The organism is Sphingobacterium sp. MYb388 (assembly GCF_037479535.1).
GTDB classification, from domain to species: domain Bacteria; phylum Bacteroidota; class Bacteroidia; order Sphingobacteriales; family Sphingobacteriaceae; genus Sphingobacterium; species Sphingobacterium anhuiense.
Genome location: NZ_JBBGYV010000001.1, coordinates 611,996 through 629,481, shown reverse-complemented (window position 1 = coordinate 629,481; position 17,486 = coordinate 611,996). Strand labels below are relative to the sequence as shown.

Below are 17,486 nucleotides of genomic sequence, written 5' to 3'. Positions count from 1 at the left end.
AGTGTATAAAAAAGGCAAAGCAAAAGATATTAATATCCTCTGTCGTTGTGATTTCAAATACAAATCGCTCCCCTTAAATAGAATACTGACCTCTTGCAAAAACCACTTGCTCCTATAATTCTTTCAATTCATGGCTTTACCACCTTTAAGCACACTTATCAATTTATATCTTTCCAAAAAAAACATTTCGCAAAATCATCAATCTTACCTTTGTTTATAACCAACTGTATTACTCAGGATAATCCAGGTCAAGCTGTTAATCTTGGCATAGTATATACACTTCTGCAAACTCCACTTCGGAAAAATCTATGCTGGTGGATCTTTTGAAGTGTTAGGTCGCTTTGATCAAAGTGATATACGTGGTTGTAATCTTCTCGTTCAGTAAGTTCTATTTTAAGCTGGGATCTTGAAACGTATTTCCAGATTGCATATCACCAGAATCATAACCTTTCTTAAACCAAGCTCGTCTTTGAGCTGAGGTACCATGTGTAAAAGAATCGGGTACCGCATAGCCTTGAGCTTGTGTTTGTAATTTATCATCTCCAACTGCTTCAGCGGCTGTCATACCATCTAAAATATCATTATAGTCAATCTCGATATCAGATAATTTATTAACATGATGTGCCCAAACTCCTGCATAGAAATCAGCTTGCAACTCGGTCATGACAGAAATTTTATTATTTTCAACTTCACTTAGTTTTCCCCTCATGCTGTTTGTCTGAGGTAAAAGTCCCACTAATTGTTGTATATGATGCCCTACTTCATGTGCAATTACATATGCCAGAGCAAACTCACCTTTTGCGCCAAACTTTGTTTTTAATTCATTATTAAAAGTTAAATCTAAATAAATTCGTTGGTCACCAGGGCAATAGAAGGGGCCGTAGGAAGATTTCCCGATGCCACATCCTCCAGTTTCTGTTCCTCCATCATAAAAAAGCAATTCTGTTCCTTTATAATTTTTTCCCAACTGCTCTCTAAAAAGTTTAGTCCACACATCCTCAGTACTAGCTAGGACAATTCTTGAAAAATCAGTCAATTTAGTCTCTTCGGCACTAAGTTCTCTTGGTAGTCCAGTCTGCTCCGTACCCGTCATATTTTGAGCCTGCTGTAATAATTGAGATGGATCTCCTCCCATTAAAAAACCAATTATTAAGACAATAATCCCACCTACACCGCCCAAAGTTAATTTTTGACCACCTGACATTCCTCTCCTATCTTCGAAGTTGTCACTTTTTCTACCTCCTTGCCATTTCATATTGATATCATTTAAGTTAGTTTTAATTAGTATTAAATAAGATACACATTTTATCGTATACAGCATCGCAAATTATATTCCAAATTATTAAGCATTTTTTGATTTGTTATGTTAACCTTTTATAATTATAAATATTCATTATGTTTGCACCTAAATCATTTGCAACTTATCCAAAATTTAAATGAAACTAGAAAATCAACTATTCGAGAGAGCGGGAAATAAATGTGAATTGAGTCAAGCAACTGATAATTTAACATTATATACATTGCCCCCTGAGTTACAAGCTACAGCTGAAAACACGATTGTTGTTTGTCAGAAATGTGCCGATCAGTTAAATAAAACTACACAATTAGAAGCTGAATATTGGAAATTCCTACCCGATACCATGTGGTCTGAAGTACCAGCAGTACAGGTAGCTGCGTGGCGCATGTTAAATCGTTTAAAAAACGAAGGTTGGGCTTCTGATGCGTTAGATATTTTGTATCTGGATGACGAAACGTTAGAATGGGCAAAACAAACAGGAGATCATGAAAATGATGGATATGTCGAGTTTCATTTAGATAGTATCGGTCAACAATTATTTGACGGGGATTCTGTAGTCCTTACGAAAACATTGGATGTAAAAGGATCATCTATCCGGGCGACTTTAGGTACAGTCGTGAAGAATATTAGACTTGTGTTCGATAATACAGAACAAATTGAAGGAAAAATCGATGGTCAGACGATTGTGATTTTAACAAAATATTTAAGAAAGCAAAACTAAAAAAATAAGGCTACAATCAAATTGTAGCCTTATTTTTTATTTCTGTTTCGGATAATCACGCATATGTGCAAATTCGTAATTTGGATGTAACTTCAAACTATCGATTAAATCACTTAACATTTTCTGTGCTTTTCTTGTCTGAAACATATCATCATGCATCAACAGAACAACGTTATTCTTCGAAAATGAGGTGCCGTTACGTAATCTATTATTTATCTGACGATATATAAAACTCACCGATTCGACTGGCATACCAGAAGGTTTACCCTTTTTCCATTCACAGTCCCATCCCATAGAGCGGTAACCATTTTGGTATAATAAATCGGCCGTACTTGAACCACTTTGCATATCAATACGTTTACGATCTGCAAAGTACCAAATATTACGTCCTGGTAAACGGACAATCTTATGTTTAAGATTCAGTTCTTTTTCATTTTTATCAAAGTCCTCATACGCTGATTCTGCGTTGCTATAAAAATAAGTAAACTTATTATTTGCATGATTGTAACTGTGATTATAACAATCCACCAGCGGATTGTTCATATAACGTTCATAATATTTATGCAACCCCTTACTCATTCGGTCATGCTTTCCAATTAAAAAAGCATTAATCTTAATATTCTTTGCTGTAGCTATTGAATCAATAAATTGACTGCCATTTAAAGGTCCATCATCAAAAGTCAAATAAATATAACGAGGAGACACAGAGTCGGTTAATAATTTCGCCGTATCAACTTCATGATGAAGAATACTCTTTTTACCCTTTACAGCAATTGTATCCTTTTTAATCTCTTTCTCGACAGTATCTTTATTTAAATCATCGATATCATCTATACTATCAACAGTTCCAATAGTAACCGAATCTGTCTTTTTACTCCCACCTTCATTGCACGATTGTAATGCAAGAGATGTTACCGATAATAATCCAAGGAACAACCCCAGATTGAATGCTTTCTTCATGTTATAATTCACTATTAACCCTACACATAAACCACTAAAGCTGCTATTTGATAGCTAATGATTTAAACGATGTAAAAGTAAGATTAAATTTAACAGAAATCCAATTTTATGAAACCTTTTTTCTTTTGGAATAAAAACATTTTTTCATCAAATGAGTTATATTATACTATTTGATCAAAGAAAATGCTTTCAAACCTTCATTTAAATAGGCCAGATAAGTAGTAGCATCATAATCAGCACCTTTTGGTTTAACCAAAACCTGACGGTTTGCAGGATTCATAAGCACATAAAAAGGTTGTGAATTGGATTCAAACTGACTCGATTGTAAATAACTCCACTTACTTCCAATTGTCTTCAACAATTTTCCCGAACTCGTTTTTTGTTGATCTTCAACAGCAAGCTCAGTGCGGTCATCAACATAAAGTTGGATGATAACGACATTATTTGTCAAAAATGAACGAACCTGCACATCTGTCCAAACATTAGCTTCCATTTTCCTACAATTAACACAAGCATGGCCTGTAAAATCAAGCATAACCATTTTATGATGGGTTTTAGCATATTGTAAACCCTCCTCGTAATCAAAAAACACATTTAAGCCCAGCGGTGCATGAAATAAATCTGAATATTTGCGTTTAGAAACGTCTGTTACATGCGATCCACCAATCAATGAGCCTTGATTTAAATCAAAGTCCTGCGTGCTTTGTGGCGGTAAAAAAGCAGATATTGATTTTAAAGGAGCACCCCATAATCCAGGAATCATGTATACCGTAAACGATAGTACAATAATAGCTATGAACGTACGGATTACTGACAAATGTGGCAGATTACTGTCATGAGAAAATTTGATTTTTCCAAGTAAATACAGTCCCATTAAACCAAATATAACAATCCATAAAGACAAAAAGACTTCACGGTCGAACCAGTTCCAGTGATAAGCTAAATCAACATTAGAAAGAAATTTCAGTGCAAATGCCAATTCTAAAAATCCTAAAACAACTTTAACACTGTTAAGCCAACCACCTGATTTAGGCATGGCTTTCATAGCACTAGGAAATAATGCAAAAAGAGCAAAAGGTATAGCTAATGCAAAAGAAAATCCAAACATACCTACAGCCGGACCTAACAAAGCTCCACTTGTAGCTGCCTGTACCAATAAAGTTCCGATAATAGGTCCAGTACAAGAAAAAGATACTAAAGCTAAAGTTGCTGCCATAAAGAATATACCAGCCCATCCGCCTTTATCAGATTTTGCATCCATCTTATTTACCCATGAACTTGGTAAATTAATTTCAAATGCCCCCAAAAAAGAAGCTCCAAAAGCAACCAACATTAAGAAAAAGAAAAAATTAAAGACACCGTTCGTTGATAAAGCATTAAGGGCATCCGAACCAAAAATCATCGTTACCGCTAAACCAAGAACAACATAAATAACTATAATAGAAATTCCATAAAACAAAGCACGAATAAAAGATTGCGATTTATTTTGATTTCCCTTTGTGAAGAAACTGACAGTGAGCGGTAACATGGGGAAAATACAAGGCATTAATAGGGCAGTAAAACCGCCTAATAATCCTGCTAAAAATATTCCAAGTAGAGATTCACTACTTGCATGCTCTTCTGTTGTGATTACAGCCGTAGTTTTCTTAAGATTCTGTGCAGTATCAACAACTACAGAATCAGTCGAAACTTCAGAAATACCACCATCAACGAACTCCAGTTCGTCCATCTTAAGTAAAGTATCTGCCTCCTGAGCATGCGCAAAAGCTGGAAGAAGAACTATTAAAAGTAATAATTTTATGATGAATCTTTTCATAAATATTTTAATTATAATGCCGAGTGACAGGTTACAAATTGATTAAATCTAATTACAATGGGATAAATCCCATTGTAATAGATTCTATTTAAATATAAACATAGTGCCTAATACGCGATTAGGCTGAAACAAACTTTATAGCGATTCAGTATTAAAAAGAGATTTTGCTAACCTACTGATAGGTTTAAATCCAGTGAAAGCGAGATCTGTTGAAATATATCCAGCTGCTACAGGTTGTTCTCTTACTAAATCTGTACTCAAATATTTCTTATTATCGTCGCACAATAAGGTGACAACAACAGCTTCTTCCCCTAATTGCTCTTTTAATTTAATTGCTCCAATCACATTCGCTCCTGAAGAAATTCCTACAGCTAAGCCCAATTCTTTTGCTAATTTTTGGGCCATTATAATAGAATCACCATCTGAAGCAGAAACGATCTCATCCAACTCGTCCATTTTCACAATAGCCGGAATAAATTCATCTGAAATACCTTGAATACGATGCGAGCCAACCTTATATCCAGTAGACATCGTTGGACTTTCAGCGGGTTCCAAAGGATGAATCTTTACATGAGGATTTAAGCTACGAAGATGACGGCCTACTCCCATAACGGTTCCTCCCGTGCCAACACCAGCAACAAAAGCATCTGCAACTAAACCTTGCGAGGCTAACTGTAAACCAATTTCACGACCAGTCGTTAATTCATGAGCTTCGGCATTGAATTTATTTTCAAACTGTCTGGGCAAAAACACCCCTCCTTGCTGAGCTAGTTTCTCACTTAATTCAATACTCCCCAAAAAACCACCGTCTTCTTTACTAACCAACTGAATATCTGCACCCATACTTTTTATAATATCGATGCGTTCTTTACTCAACCAATTGGGCATAATAATTTTCACTTGATGTCCTAAAGCTTTACCAATAGCAGAAAAAGAAATACCTGTATTACCGCTAGTAGCTTCTATGATAACATCATCAGGCTGAATTTGACAATTCATGTAAGCTTTATACATAATATATAGCGCCATACGGTCTTTGATACTCCCTGTAAGATTATAATTCTCGCATTTCACATAAATCCTCCCAGCTTTCCCTTTATATGAGTATTGCAGCTCCAGCATAGGCGTGTTTCCTACTAAACACCATAAATGTTTAAATCTACTATCAAGCTCAGGAGACAAACATTTACTAAACATCAATTCGTTATTCATGATTTATTATTTTAAACAATATCAGTCTACAATCATTCGAAGATCTAATATTATCAGCAAAATTGACATAAAACAAAATAATATTCACTACATAAAGATTAAATCAATAAATTTTATCTAAATAATGATATATTTAAGAAATATTACAGAATCAACCAATTCATTACATTCATATCAATAAAAAATACAAAATGATGCTTGATGAAACCGACACTAAACTATTAAGAATTTTACAGCATGACGCTACACTTAGCAATAAGGAACTAGCATTTAGATTGCATAAATCTATCGCCGCTATACATGAGCGTGTAAAAAAACTGAAACAACAAGGCTATATTAAAAAAACTGTTGCTATTCTTGACCGGCAAAAAATAAACATGGGTCTGATATCTTTTTCACAGGTATTCTTAAAAGCACATACAGCCGAGGTTTTAAATGAATTTGAAAAAGAAGTTGCTAAATTTCCGGAAGTTATGGAATGTTATCAGATGGCTGGATCCTATGATTTTATGCTTCGAATAGCAACTAAAGATATGCAGGCCTATCACGAATTTTTAAGGTACCGCTTAGCCGTACTCCCACATGTGAACACCGTACAAACCTATTTTGTTCTATCGGAAACTAAAAGTGAAACAGCTTATCCGATTTAAAAAAATAGTTTTAATTAAAAAAGGGAGAAAACTACAGCTTCCTCCCTTTCAATTAACATATAAAAAACTATTCACTATCTTCTTCCATGTCCCTCACCTCTTTCTGAGTGACGATCGTGGCCTCTTTTATCATTTCTCTTGTCCGATTTTCTATGCTCCGATCGATCTCTATGATTTTCATGTCGCTCGACACGATGATTATCATAACGGTCATTGTGACGTGGACGATCATAATTACTTCTATGGTCTCTTATACTTACCTGATTTCTGCGATGAGCATAATGACCATAATCTCTTCTGTACCGATCGTGATGTCTCCAGGGATCTCTATCATTGACAACGACTTTATAGGTATTATAAAAATTAAAGTTACGGTATCGACTAGGCAAGCTTCTACTGGTTACCCATCTTCTACCATGATAATGCGTATAACGGCGATTGATCACATCATAATATACATTGATTTCTGGAATATAATAATACCTTACGTAATCATACCCCACTGGGCCCCAAGAAGGTTGATTACCAATGTTAATACTCACATTAACTTGTGCAGCAGCAGGTTTAACAAAAAACAAACCGCCAACTAAAACCGTCAAGTAAACTAATTTTTTCATACCTGCTCCTCCCTTTATTTATGTTTTTCAATTATTTATAGGTAGGACTCTATATTTTATAATAAGATTAATGAAAGGTTGTTAATATTTGTTAAAACGTTAAAATAAACTCAATATCAACATGTTAAAATATCAATTTAAAAATTATAGTCCAGCTAAGAAATTCCTAAATATTTATATAAACACGATTCATTTAAAAAGAAAAAATCATTATTTACTTTTGTCCTATATTTAAATCTTAATATGGTGACAAAACAAAATACAATTTGCCATTGTGGCAATTCACTTCCTTACGAAAATTGTTGCAAAAAAATTCATTTAGACCAAAAAGAAGCTAAAACTGCAGAACAATTAATGCGTGCAAGATATAGCGCATTTGTTGTTCAAGATATCGAGTTTTTATATACAAGCTTTCATTCTGAAACACGCAAGTTGCAAAACAAAATAGAAATTGCAAGATGGGCAAAGGAATCAAAATGGATGCAGCTCCGCATTTTATTTAGTAATTCCAATATGGTCGAATTTGAGGCACATTACTTGGATTCCGAGCTGAATTTACAGATTCATCATGAAAGATCCACTTTCAAACAAGTGGATGGAATCTGGTATTATGTCAATGGTAAGTTTATTTCATAAAAAAGGGATCTTATATTTGTTATAAGATCCCTTTTCTGGCTTTTAAAAGATATAATACTACCCCTCTAATTCCGGTTGGCCGTGATCATCTCTATATGGGGCCTCTTCGTCAAACTCACCCTCCCATTTAGCAACAACAACTGTAGCTAAACAATTACCGATCACATTGACCGAAGTCCTGGCCATATCCATCAACTCGTCAATTCCTAATATAGCCGCAATCACAAATGTTGGTAAACCAAATTGATCTGCAGTAGCAATTAATATAATTAATGATGCTCTGGGAACTGCGGCAACCCCTTTAGAAGTAATCATTAATGTAAATGCGATCATTAACTGCTCTCCAAAAGTCAAATGTATTCCAGCCGCTTGAGCAACAAATATCGCTGCCAAAGATAGATACAATGACGTTCCGTCCAAATTGAAACTATATCCTGTAGGAATAACAAAAGACACAATCTTACGAGGTACTCCAAATTTTTCCATAGCAGACATAGCCTTGGGCAAAGCTGCATCAGAACTTGTCGTCGCAAATGCAATAGAAACAGGTTCTTTAATCGCATTAATAAACTTTAATACAGGGATTTTCAGATAAAGTGCAACAGGCAACAATACAAAAGTTAGGAAACCTATTAATGCTAAATACAAAGTTGCTAACAACATGAATAGATTTTTCAGAATATCTACTCCCAAATGACCAACTGTAAAAGCCATTGCGGCACCAACTCCGATTGGAGCAAAATACATGATTAAGTTTGTAAACTTAAACATTGTTTCTGAAAGGCTTTCCGTAAAATCAACCAATGGTTTTCTTTTCTTTTCATCAACCATTGCTAATCCAATACCAAAAAGAACTGAAAACACCACGATCTGTAAAACTTGATTGTCATACACTGCTTTTACAATATTTTCAGGAAAAAGATCTCTAAAAAATGCCGTAAACTTATAAACAGGATGAACATGGTCTGGTAAAGTTTCTAAAATCTGTGCGTCATTACTTATTTGCGTTTTTGGCAGTTCTTCATGAGGCATATGTGCAACATCAACACCAACTCCAGCTTTAGTCAGATTTATAGCCCCAAGGCCAATAAAAATAGCGCAAGTCGTAGCACAAAAGAAATACAGCATAGACTTCCAGGCCATACGACCAACCTGTTTCAAATCAGAATGACCTGCAATACCATAAACTAACGTTGCAAATAAGATCGGTCCTACAATCGTCTTCACCAACTTAATGAAACCTTTACTTAGCGGTTGCAATGATATGGCAATATTTGGAAAATCTAAACCCACAAAAATACCCAAGATCATACAGGTCAAAATCCAAGTTGTTAGATTCTTCCGAACAAGAGCATTAACAATCAACACAGTAGCAACAATCCATCTTACTGCCATTAAAAATGATGGAGAAAAATTGACCCAACTAAATTCGTAACATATCGCAATAAGTGCAGCAATTGTCACCGAAACAAGGGTAATTAGCCCCATTTTTGATTTATACATCGGCAAACTTTTTATAAGGTAAAGTACAAAAATAAAAAAATACTAGGCTTTCACAAATATTAATATGGCGGATTATAATAACAGCAAATTTATTGGATACTTGAAGACATAAAAAAAGGTAGAATATGTACATATTCTACCTTTTTCAAAATTTTATTTTAAAAGCGATGCTTTTATTCAGCGTGTAACCAGGCTTTCTTTGCTAATAGCTCCTCTTCAGATTCACGAACCTCTTCGTCATCTACACAGCAGTCTACTGGACAAACAGCTGCACATTGTGGTTCATCATGAAAACCAACACACTCTGTACACTTGTCCGAAACAATGTAATATACTTCATCTGATACAGCAGCTTGAGAATCGTCAGCATCTAACGTTACTCCATCTCCAAAATCAATAACTCCATCTAATGCCGTCCCATCTGAGAATTTCCAACTCACTCCAGCGTCATATATTGCATTATTTGGGCACTCCGGTTCACAAGCACCACAGTTAATACACTCGTCTGTAATTTTAATCGCCATTTATAACCTCAAAATTATGATAAAAAACTATTTTTGTACTATCATTTATACAATCAAATCATTTTACACGTTTAAATACTAAGAGTAACTTGGTTTCGCTGATTGTATTAATAACACAAATATAATACAAATTTGTGTATACACGTTTATTAATTTTTACATTTTGACAAAGAAACAACGATTAGAAGGTTTTGCAAAACTTGCGAACTTATTCATTAATGATCATGCAGAGCTACAACATTTAGTTACAACTGCTCATCATAAAAATGCATGGTATACCGCAGAACACGTTAATAAAGCCTTTACTTCTTGGAAAGCAAATTTAAACCTTGAGCTATTAGAAAATTGGCTATCGCCATATCCTGATATTGAAAGTGACAAAATTGTAGGTTTAGTCTTAGCGGGCAATATACCTCTTGTAGGTCTTCATGATATATTATGCGTATTGGTCGCTGGTTTTAAAGCACAGATTAAGGTTTCTTCAGACGATGCTCTTCTAACAACTTACGTAATTCAGAAGTTGATAGAAGTTGAACCAAGATTTAAAGATCGTGTACAACTAGTGGATAGATTAACTGATTTTGATTTAGTGATTGCAACAGGTTCCGACAATTCTTCGCGGTACTTTGAACATTACTTTGGAAAAAAACCACATATTATTAGAAAAAACAGAAACAGCATTGCCATCATTACAGGTGAAGAATCGCACGAGCAACTAAAAGCTTTAGGCCATGATATCTTTGATTATTACGGTCTGGGATGTCGTTCTGTATCTAAAATATTTATCCCAAAAAATTATGATATAAGTCATTTCTATGAAGGAATTGAATCTTTTAAAGAGGTAAACACACATTATAAATACAATAATAATTACGATTATAACAAATCCATTTATTTAATAAATGGTGACAAGCATTATGATAATGGGTTTTTATTATTAAAACAAGATGACAAAATAGCATCACCCTTAGCTGTAGTTTATTTTGAAGAGTATGATAACTTAGACAATCTTTCTCAGCACTTAAATACATTATCAGACAGCTTACAATGCGTTACATCAGAAGCACCTTTAACGATCAAAACACCAGCTTTTAAATTCGGTGCCGGACAAAATCCTGCTTTAGATGATTATGCTGATGGGGTCAATACACTAGAATTTTTATTTGCAAACCAGTAAGCATAGCCTTATATTCGTGGAAGGATTTTTTGAAATAAAAAGTACTAACTTTGTAAATAGATGTATATAATCAAAGTAAAAGGAGTTGCCAAAATCCCTGACTATGTTCAATTAAGAGATGATTCATTCACTCTTTTAGCATATTTTAGGGTTGATCGCCCCGACAAATCTTTGGACAAAATTGGTCTCGGAGACAAGTCAGCGTACATTATGCAAATGGTAAAGGAATTGCCATTTGGACAAATAAAAAAATTAGAATTATAGTTCAATGTCTGGAAATACAGTAATCACATTAAAAAGCGTCGATATCTACCAACAAAAACATTTGGTCTTATCGAATGTGAATTTGAATATCAATAAAGGCGAATTTCTTTACCTCATTGGTCAATCAGGAAGTGGAAAAAGTAGTTTGCTAAAAATAATCTATGGCGATTTATATATTGGTAACGGAGAAGGACTAATTGCAGGTTTTGATTTAAAAAAACTGCATGAAAATGATGTCCCCTACCTGAGACGTAAGTTAGGAATCGTTTTCCAAGATTTTCATTTATTATCAGATCGCTCTGTAGAGAAAAATTTAGAATTTGCACTTAGAGCCACCGGCTGGAAAGATAAAACGCAAATTGAACATAGAATGCTCGATGTACTTGAAAAAGTAGGACTTCGCTCGAAATTAAAAAAAATGCCTCATGAACTTTCAGGAGGAGAACAGCAACGTATTGTTATTGCACGAGCACTCCTTAATAATCCGGAAATTATATTGGCCGATGAGCCAACAGGAAACCTTGACCCTGCTACTTCTGAAGAAATTGTATTGCTTTTACGGGATATCGCTTCTTCTGGAACAGCAGTTTTAATGGCAACTCATGATTACCAAATTATCCGTAATATGCCTGCACGCATCATCAAAACCGCTGATGGGGTATTGCTAGATCAAGTAGAAATATAACTGTCAATACTGACAGAAATCCTGATCATCCGACATTTTGTTAGTCCATTCTCCCGGTTACTGACAAGCTGTCGGATTTTTTCATTTTGGCAACAACTTTGACTGTAATTAGATTTTAGAGAAAGAACATTAGTTTCCCACATAGAATTTAGAAGAAATGAGCGAACAAGAGAATAATAACGAGACGATTCAAGATCCTATTGAGGATAATACAACGGAAAATCAAGAAGAGACGATTGAACTTTCTGTTGAAGAGAAATTAAGTGCTGAAGTAGCAGAGGCAAAAGATAAATATGTACGTTTATCAGCAGAATTTGATAATTATAGAAAACGTACAAGTAAAGAACGTGTTGAATTAATTCAATCTGCTGGAAAAGATGTGATCACAAAACTATTATCAACAGTGGATGATTTTGACAGAGCTTTAAAAGCAATGGAAACAGCAACAGATGTTGAATCAATAAAAACTGGTATAGAGATCGTCAATAATAAATTCAGACAAACTTTAGAACACCAAGGTTTAAAAGAAATGGATGTAGTAGGTAAAGAGTTTGATGCTGATTTACAAGAAGCAATAACGGCTATTCCAGCTCCTACTCCAGATTTGAAAAATAAAGTTATTGATGTTATTGAAAAAGGTTACTATTTAAATGATAAAGTAATCCGTCATGCTAAGGTAATTATAGGTCAATAAGATAAAAAAGATGTCAAAAAGAGATTATTACGATATATTAGGTGTAGCTCGTGGTGCAGATGAAAAAGAAATTAAATCTGCCTACCGTAAACTTGCCGTAAAGTATCACCCGGATAAAAACCCTGGTGATCATGAAGCTGAAGAAAAATTTAAAGAGGCTGCTGAAGCATATGATGTATTAAGCAATCCTCAGAAAAAACAACGCTATGATCAATTTGGTCATGCGGGTAGCTCTGCTTCCGGAGGCGGTTATGGTGGTGGCATGAATATGGATGACATATTTAGCCAATTTGGAGATATATTTGGTGGAGGTGGTCATCCTTTCGAAAGTTTCTTCGGTGGCGGTGGCGGAGGCTCAAGAGGAGGCCGTCGTGTTGCTAAAGGAACAAATCTTCGCATTAAAGTAAAATTAACACTCGAAGAAATTGCTAAAGGTGTTGAGAAAAAAGTAAAAGTAAATAAACAAGTAAACTGTCATACCTGCGATGGTAGTGGTGCAAAAGATAAATCATCTTTCCACACTTGTAATACTTGTGGCGGCTCAGGATCTGTTCGCCGCGTAACCAATACAATCTTAGGCCAGATGCAAACGACAAGCACTTGTCCTACTTGTAATGGTGAAGGGGTAGAAATTACCGCAAAGTGTACTACATGTAGAGGTGAAGGATTAGAAAGAGGTGAAGAAACAATTGCGATCAACATTCCGGCTGGTGTAAGTGAAGGTATGCAACTTTCAATGAGTGGAAAAGGGAACGCAGCTCCTCGCGGAGGTGTTGCCGGTGATCTAATTATCCTCATTGAAGAAATTCCTCATGAAGCATTAAAAAGAGATGGTCTAAATATTATTTATGACCTATATATTAATTTTGTAGATGCTACATTAGGAACAAGCGTTGAAGTTCCAACGATTGATGGTAAAGCAAAAATTAAAATTGAACCAGGAACCCAGGCCGGCAAGATATTAAGACTAAAAGGAAAAGGTATTCCTGAAGTCAATTCTTACCACAAAGGTGATCAATTAATTTATGTGAATATCTGGACGCCTAAAGCGGTCTCATCTGACGAAAAAGAGATTTTACAGAAATTGAAAGAATCACCGAATTTCAAGCCACAACCTGGTAAATCTGAAAAATCATTTTTTGAACGGATCAAAGAATATTTCGACTAGAAATATTAAATAATAAAATAATTATAAGACCATATGTCAGCACTGACATATGGTCTTTTTTTGTGTCATAATAAAAACTGACATTTTATCACAAAAAGTTAAATCAATATAAATATCAAAATATATGATAAATTATTTTTTCATAATGTCAATTTTTAAATCTCTGAAAACGTTTAAATTACGATTAACACAATTTATCAATACATTTCTATGACATTGAAAAATCAATTTGGTATCTATATTGATAATATCAATCAAATAGTCAAAAGGTTTGGCTATGGATATTGTAAAAACAAACTTTAAAAAAAATGAAAAAATTATTACTTACTCTAACAGCAGTAGCTGGTCTAACTTTTGCATCTCAAGCACAAGAATTTGGTTTCAAAAAAACTGACTTTATTGTAGAAGGTAATTTCTCAGCAAATACAAAAAATAATAAAACAGCTGAAAAGAAAGAAAACTCATTCAACTTCAATCCTTCTGTAGGTTATTTCATATCTGATAAAGTTGCAGTTGGTTTAGATTTCAACTTTGGAAATTTAAAAGCAACAGACTATTCTGGTACAAACGATACGTACAATAAATCAAGCAACTTTGGAGTTGGTGCTTATGGTCGTTACTACTTTTTAGATTTAGGATCACGTTTTAAAACTTATGCGCAATTAGCCGCTGGTTATCAACAAAGAACTGGAGAAGTTAACAACGGTACAACAACTACAGACATTCCTAAAGTTAAAGGATTTGGTGCTGGCGCTGGTTTAGGGATGAATTACTTCGTTACTGAAAACATCGCGATCAACTTTGGTTTAACAGACTTATTATCTTTTGGTACAGCTAAAGAAGATGGCGGTAAATCTTCAAACGAATTCAATGCTAACATCAACAGTTTTAACAACTTTTTTGATACAGCTAAATTTGGTTTAACTTTCAAATTCTAATCATATTTGAAAATAAAGAAAGAAAGGTCCGTCTCAATATAGACGGACCTTTCTTTTTTAAACGTAGCGCTTGATGATACGCAGCTTATGTGTGTATTTATTCCAATCCTTATTAAATATTCCCTCTTGATCCATCCTATCTATTCGAACACGGGAAGAAGCGTGAATAATGGTTTCAGAGTCCAGCATAATACCAACATGATTTATCCTACCTTCTTCATTATCAAAAAAAGCAAGATCACCTACTTGAATCTCTGACAAAAAGTCAACTGTCTGCCCTAATTCAACCTGTTGATAAGCATCCCTTGGTAAGGAAATACCAAAGGATTGATAAATCAATTGTGAGAAACCGGAGCAATCAATTCCAAATTTAGATCGCCCTCCCCAAAGATAGGGTACCTCCCAGTATTGCTTTGCGAGTATTGCAACCTGCTCGATGAAGTCTTCTTGCTCAAAATGCAGTTCAATTGCATTAAGCTCTACTAAATCATCTGCTCCAATATAAGGAAAATCCTTTCGTACAATCGTTCCATGTAAAAGCTGGATACAAAGATCATTATTGATAAGATGCCCCCCATCAAAACCGATCTTGATCTTACTTAACGACTGGTACTCCTCATACTGATCATCTGTTATTGCTAAAAATTGCCCATTCTGTATCCAACCAACATAATAGTCCATTTCAGTACGAACTTTTGTCCAATCCTTTGATTTCGTCAGTATTTCGAAAGCTTCTCCAAACAGCAATTGTGAAACCATTTCACTCCGATGTGATTCCTCCGCCCGCAATGGTACAATTGTTAAATTACATATTCCAAATTCCATATTTCTAAAACAAAAAACCGTATATTCAAGTTATTAATATGTACGAATATAAACTTTAATATCAGAACCATGGATACCAATGTTGTAAAAATAACGAGAATATTAGTTGCTGTGGACGATGAACCATGTTCACATAAAGCGATTTCCTATGCTAAAGAAATGGTTAAAAAATTTGAAGCTTCAGTAGCTTTAGTGACGGTTACCTCTCCCACTTCTCCTGCCAGCTATGGTGCAGATCCGCTGTTAGGTCAACAACCAATCATCATACCCGAAGTATCGGAAATAGAGCAGCAGAATGCTCAAAAATACTTAGAAGAACTAGGACAAGAGTTCGAAGGCGCTAATGAAGTTTTCTTATTCAATAGAATAGGCTCGGTAAAAGAAGAAATACTAGCCACTTCTCATGAGTGGTCAGCTGATCTCATCGTAATGGGATCAAATGGTAGAACAGGGTTTGATCATTTTATCTCGGGCTCCGTTTCTGAAGCTGTAATTAGAAAAGCAACATGTCCTGTGCTCGTTGTACCGGGTAAATGTGAATAAACTAATTCAAATCTAATAGTTCTATAATTATAAAAGCCATTTGCGATATGCAAATGGCTTTTATAATTATAAATTTCTTATTTTATTAAAGTTTGATTAAACGGGCAACAAACATACTATCCGCCTTTTCATAATATCCTTTTAATACTTTATAAGAATGGAGACTATACCCCAGTTCTTTTTGAATATAAGCAATCACCTCCTCATTTTCTTTCTCAAAAACAGAACAAGTGATGTATACCAACGGTTTACCCACTTTCAAATGCAATGAAACATTTTTAGCAATTTCTTTTTGCAATGTGGCAAACTCATCGATCTTCTTTGCATTAAAATAACTAATATTTTCAGGGCTTCGACCCCAAGTTCCAGAGCCGGTGCATGGAGCATCTAAAATAACTCCATCAAAAAGCTCAACTCCCAAAATAGGCGTAGTATCTTTCGTTAAATCAACTATTTTTTTTCGATAAGCTTTTATACCAGCCCTTTCAAAACGTTCATCTAAATTACGCAGAATGCTCATACGAACATCTGAAACCAATAAATTAGTAGTCGGATGCTTATCTAGGAACAATAAAGCCTTACCACCAGAAGCGGCACAGGCATCCCACCAATTTTCTTTCGGCAAAGCATCCATAAATTCAAGGGTCCGCTGAGAAGAAAGATCTTGCACTTCGATTACACCATCGAGATCCTTAAACCGCTGTAGTGAAGTTCCATTTGCTAAAGCAACAGTTTGTTCCGTTATAAATTTATAGCCGATCTGTTCCGCTTCAAAAATAGCTTTCACAAACTTTTCCTTACCTTTTCTAATCCGAATAAATAAGTCAGGTTGCAAGAATTGATTTTGTATAAAATCAACCTGATCTATCGCAGATGAAAGGTAATTTTTAAAAGGAAAAATGGTATCTAGCTCCAATAATTCTAGTTTTTTTAAAAAAGCTATTTTTTCTTCCAATGATAGGCTTAAATTCCAATCAGGTTCAAATAAAGCGACAAATGGACTTTCTGTTTCACATAAGTACTCCGCAATGATTAATCTTTTTTGTTGAGAAAGCTGCGTTGCCCCCTTACCCAATCGAAAATAATTATAACACAACCGGGAAGTCCATTTTCTGTCCTTTGATCCCATTTGCTTATTAATTTTAAAAAATGAAGTTAGATAACGAGCAAACGGCTCATTCCCTTCATAACCATCCATTGCTCTTTCAAAATTACGAATTTGCTGCTGTACTCTTTTTTCACTAAAATCACTCATC

At 34.7% G+C, this 17,486-nt stretch carries 19 protein-coding genes; 10 read left to right on the top strand and 9 right to left on the bottom strand.

Annotation, left to right across the window (positions count from 1 at the left end):
* Positions 1 to 388: 388 nt before the first annotated feature.
* Positions 389 to 1,255: a KPN_02809 family neutral zinc metallopeptidase gene (gene ypfJ, locus WH188_RS02830; protein WP_132772795.1), complete on the bottom strand. Its 867-nt coding sequence runs from the start codon at positions 1,253 to 1,255 to the stop codon at positions 389 to 391.
* A 181-nt stretch (positions 1,256 to 1,436) separates the two neighbouring features.
* Here ypfJ and WH188_RS02825 point away from each other — a divergent pair, with 181 nt between their 5' ends.
* The gene (locus WH188_RS02825) at positions 1,437 to 2,018 is read left to right on the top strand and encodes a PhnA domain-containing protein (protein ID WP_132772797.1); all 582 of its coding nucleotides are present in this window, start codon (positions 1,437 to 1,439) and stop codon (positions 2,016 to 2,018) included.
* A gap of 36 nt (positions 2,019 to 2,054) precedes the next feature.
* Here WH188_RS02825 and WH188_RS02820 read toward each other — a convergent pair whose 3' ends face one another.
* The 3 genes from WH188_RS02820 to WH188_RS02810 all read right to left on the bottom strand — a co-directional run bounded on the left by WH188_RS02820 (position 2,055) and on the right by WH188_RS02810 (position 5,991).
* Positions 2,055 to 2,978: a polysaccharide deacetylase family protein gene (locus WH188_RS02820; RefSeq protein ID WP_132772798.1), complete on the bottom strand. Its 924-nt coding sequence runs from the start codon at positions 2,976 to 2,978 to the stop codon at positions 2,055 to 2,057.
* A 166-nt stretch (positions 2,979 to 3,144) separates the two neighbouring features.
* Positions 3,145 to 4,794 (bottom strand): protein-disulfide reductase DsbD family protein, encoded by a 1,650-nt coding sequence (locus WH188_RS02815; RefSeq protein ID WP_132772800.1) that lies wholly within the window; start codon positions 4,792 to 4,794, stop codon positions 3,145 to 3,147.
* Positions 4,795 to 4,929: 135 nt separating this feature from the next.
* Positions 4,930 to 5,991, bottom strand: a complete 1,062-nt coding sequence (locus WH188_RS02810) for a cysteine synthase family protein (protein WP_132772953.1) — start codon at positions 5,989 to 5,991, stop codon at positions 4,930 to 4,932.
* 206 nt (positions 5,992 to 6,197) lie between these two features.
* On the opposite strand from WH188_RS02810, the gene WH188_RS02805 reads away from it, so the two are divergent.
* The gene (locus tag WH188_RS02805) at positions 6,198 to 6,656 is read left to right on the top strand and encodes an Lrp/AsnC family transcriptional regulator (protein WP_021190798.1); all 459 of its coding nucleotides are present in this window, start codon (positions 6,198 to 6,200) and stop codon (positions 6,654 to 6,656) included.
* A gap of 74 nt (positions 6,657 to 6,730) precedes the next feature.
* On the opposite strand, the gene WH188_RS02800 is transcribed toward WH188_RS02805, so the two are convergent.
* A complete protein-coding gene (locus WH188_RS02800; protein ID WP_021190799.1) occupies positions 6,731 to 7,273 on the bottom strand; it encodes a hypothetical protein in 543 nt (180 codons plus the stop codon).
* A gap of 243 nt (positions 7,274 to 7,516) precedes the next feature.
* Here WH188_RS02800 and WH188_RS02795 point away from each other — a divergent pair, with 243 nt between their 5' ends.
* Positions 7,517 to 7,909 (top strand): YchJ family protein, encoded by a 393-nt coding sequence (locus WH188_RS02795; RefSeq protein WP_132772802.1) that lies wholly within the window; start codon positions 7,517 to 7,519, stop codon positions 7,907 to 7,909.
* Positions 7,910 to 7,966: 57 nt separating this feature from the next.
* Here the strand turns inward: WH188_RS02795 and WH188_RS02790 are convergent, their stop codons facing one another.
* Both WH188_RS02790 and WH188_RS02785 read right to left on the bottom strand, forming a co-directional pair.
* A complete protein-coding gene (locus WH188_RS02790) occupies positions 7,967 to 9,412 on the bottom strand; it encodes a dicarboxylate/amino acid:cation symporter (protein ID WP_183914994.1) in 1,446 nt (481 codons plus the stop codon).
* Positions 9,413 to 9,585: 173 nt separating this feature from the next.
* Positions 9,586 to 9,936, bottom strand: a complete 351-nt coding sequence (locus WH188_RS02785; protein ID WP_021192235.1) for a 4Fe-4S dicluster domain-containing protein — start codon at positions 9,934 to 9,936, stop codon at positions 9,586 to 9,588.
* 163 nt (positions 9,937 to 10,099) lie between these two features.
* On the opposite strand from WH188_RS02785, the gene WH188_RS02780 reads away from it, so the two are divergent.
* From WH188_RS02780 to WH188_RS02755, 6 genes are all read left to right on the top strand, one after another.
* On the top strand, positions 10,100 to 11,113 hold the full coding sequence (locus WH188_RS02780) for an acyl-CoA reductase (protein WP_132772805.1): 1,014 nt from the start codon (positions 10,100 to 10,102) through the stop codon (positions 11,111 to 11,113).
* Positions 11,114 to 11,173: 60 nt separating this feature from the next.
* Entirely contained in the window at positions 11,174 to 11,377 is a 204-nt protein-coding gene (locus WH188_RS02775) for a fructose-6-phosphate aldolase (protein ID WP_132772807.1), read from the top strand.
* A 4-nt stretch (positions 11,378 to 11,381) separates the two neighbouring features.
* Positions 11,382 to 12,062 (top strand): cell division ATP-binding protein FtsE, encoded by a 681-nt coding sequence (locus tag WH188_RS02770; protein WP_021192237.1) that lies wholly within the window; start codon positions 11,382 to 11,384, stop codon positions 12,060 to 12,062.
* Positions 12,063 to 12,219: 157 nt separating this feature from the next.
* Complete coding sequence (locus tag WH188_RS02765; RefSeq protein ID WP_021192238.1) at positions 12,220 to 12,756, top strand: nucleotide exchange factor GrpE; 537 nt, start codon at positions 12,220 to 12,222, stop codon at positions 12,754 to 12,756.
* A 10-nt stretch (positions 12,757 to 12,766) separates the two neighbouring features.
* Positions 12,767 to 13,924: a molecular chaperone DnaJ gene (gene dnaJ / locus WH188_RS02760; protein ID WP_021192239.1), complete on the top strand. Its 1,158-nt coding sequence runs from the start codon at positions 12,767 to 12,769 to the stop codon at positions 13,922 to 13,924.
* Between the two features lie 308 nt (positions 13,925 to 14,232).
* The gene (locus WH188_RS02755; RefSeq protein WP_132772809.1) at positions 14,233 to 14,862 is read left to right on the top strand and encodes an outer membrane beta-barrel protein; all 630 of its coding nucleotides are present in this window, start codon (positions 14,233 to 14,235) and stop codon (positions 14,860 to 14,862) included.
* Positions 14,863 to 14,919: 57 nt separating this feature from the next.
* Here WH188_RS02755 and WH188_RS02750 read toward each other — a convergent pair whose 3' ends face one another.
* Positions 14,920 to 15,687: a C40 family peptidase gene (locus WH188_RS02750; RefSeq protein ID WP_132772811.1), complete on the bottom strand. Its 768-nt coding sequence runs from the start codon at positions 15,685 to 15,687 to the stop codon at positions 14,920 to 14,922.
* 69 nt (positions 15,688 to 15,756) lie between these two features.
* Here WH188_RS02750 and WH188_RS02745 point away from each other — a divergent pair, with 69 nt between their 5' ends.
* The gene (locus WH188_RS02745) at positions 15,757 to 16,230 is read left to right on the top strand and encodes a universal stress protein (RefSeq protein WP_132772813.1); all 474 of its coding nucleotides are present in this window, start codon (positions 15,757 to 15,759) and stop codon (positions 16,228 to 16,230) included.
* 85 nt (positions 16,231 to 16,315) lie between these two features.
* Here the strand turns inward: WH188_RS02745 and WH188_RS02740 are convergent, their stop codons facing one another.
* Positions 16,316 to 17,485 (bottom strand): RsmB/NOP family class I SAM-dependent RNA methyltransferase, encoded by a 1,170-nt coding sequence (locus WH188_RS02740; RefSeq protein ID WP_132772814.1) that lies wholly within the window; start codon positions 17,483 to 17,485, stop codon positions 16,316 to 16,318.
* Position 17,486: the final 1 nt, after the last annotated feature.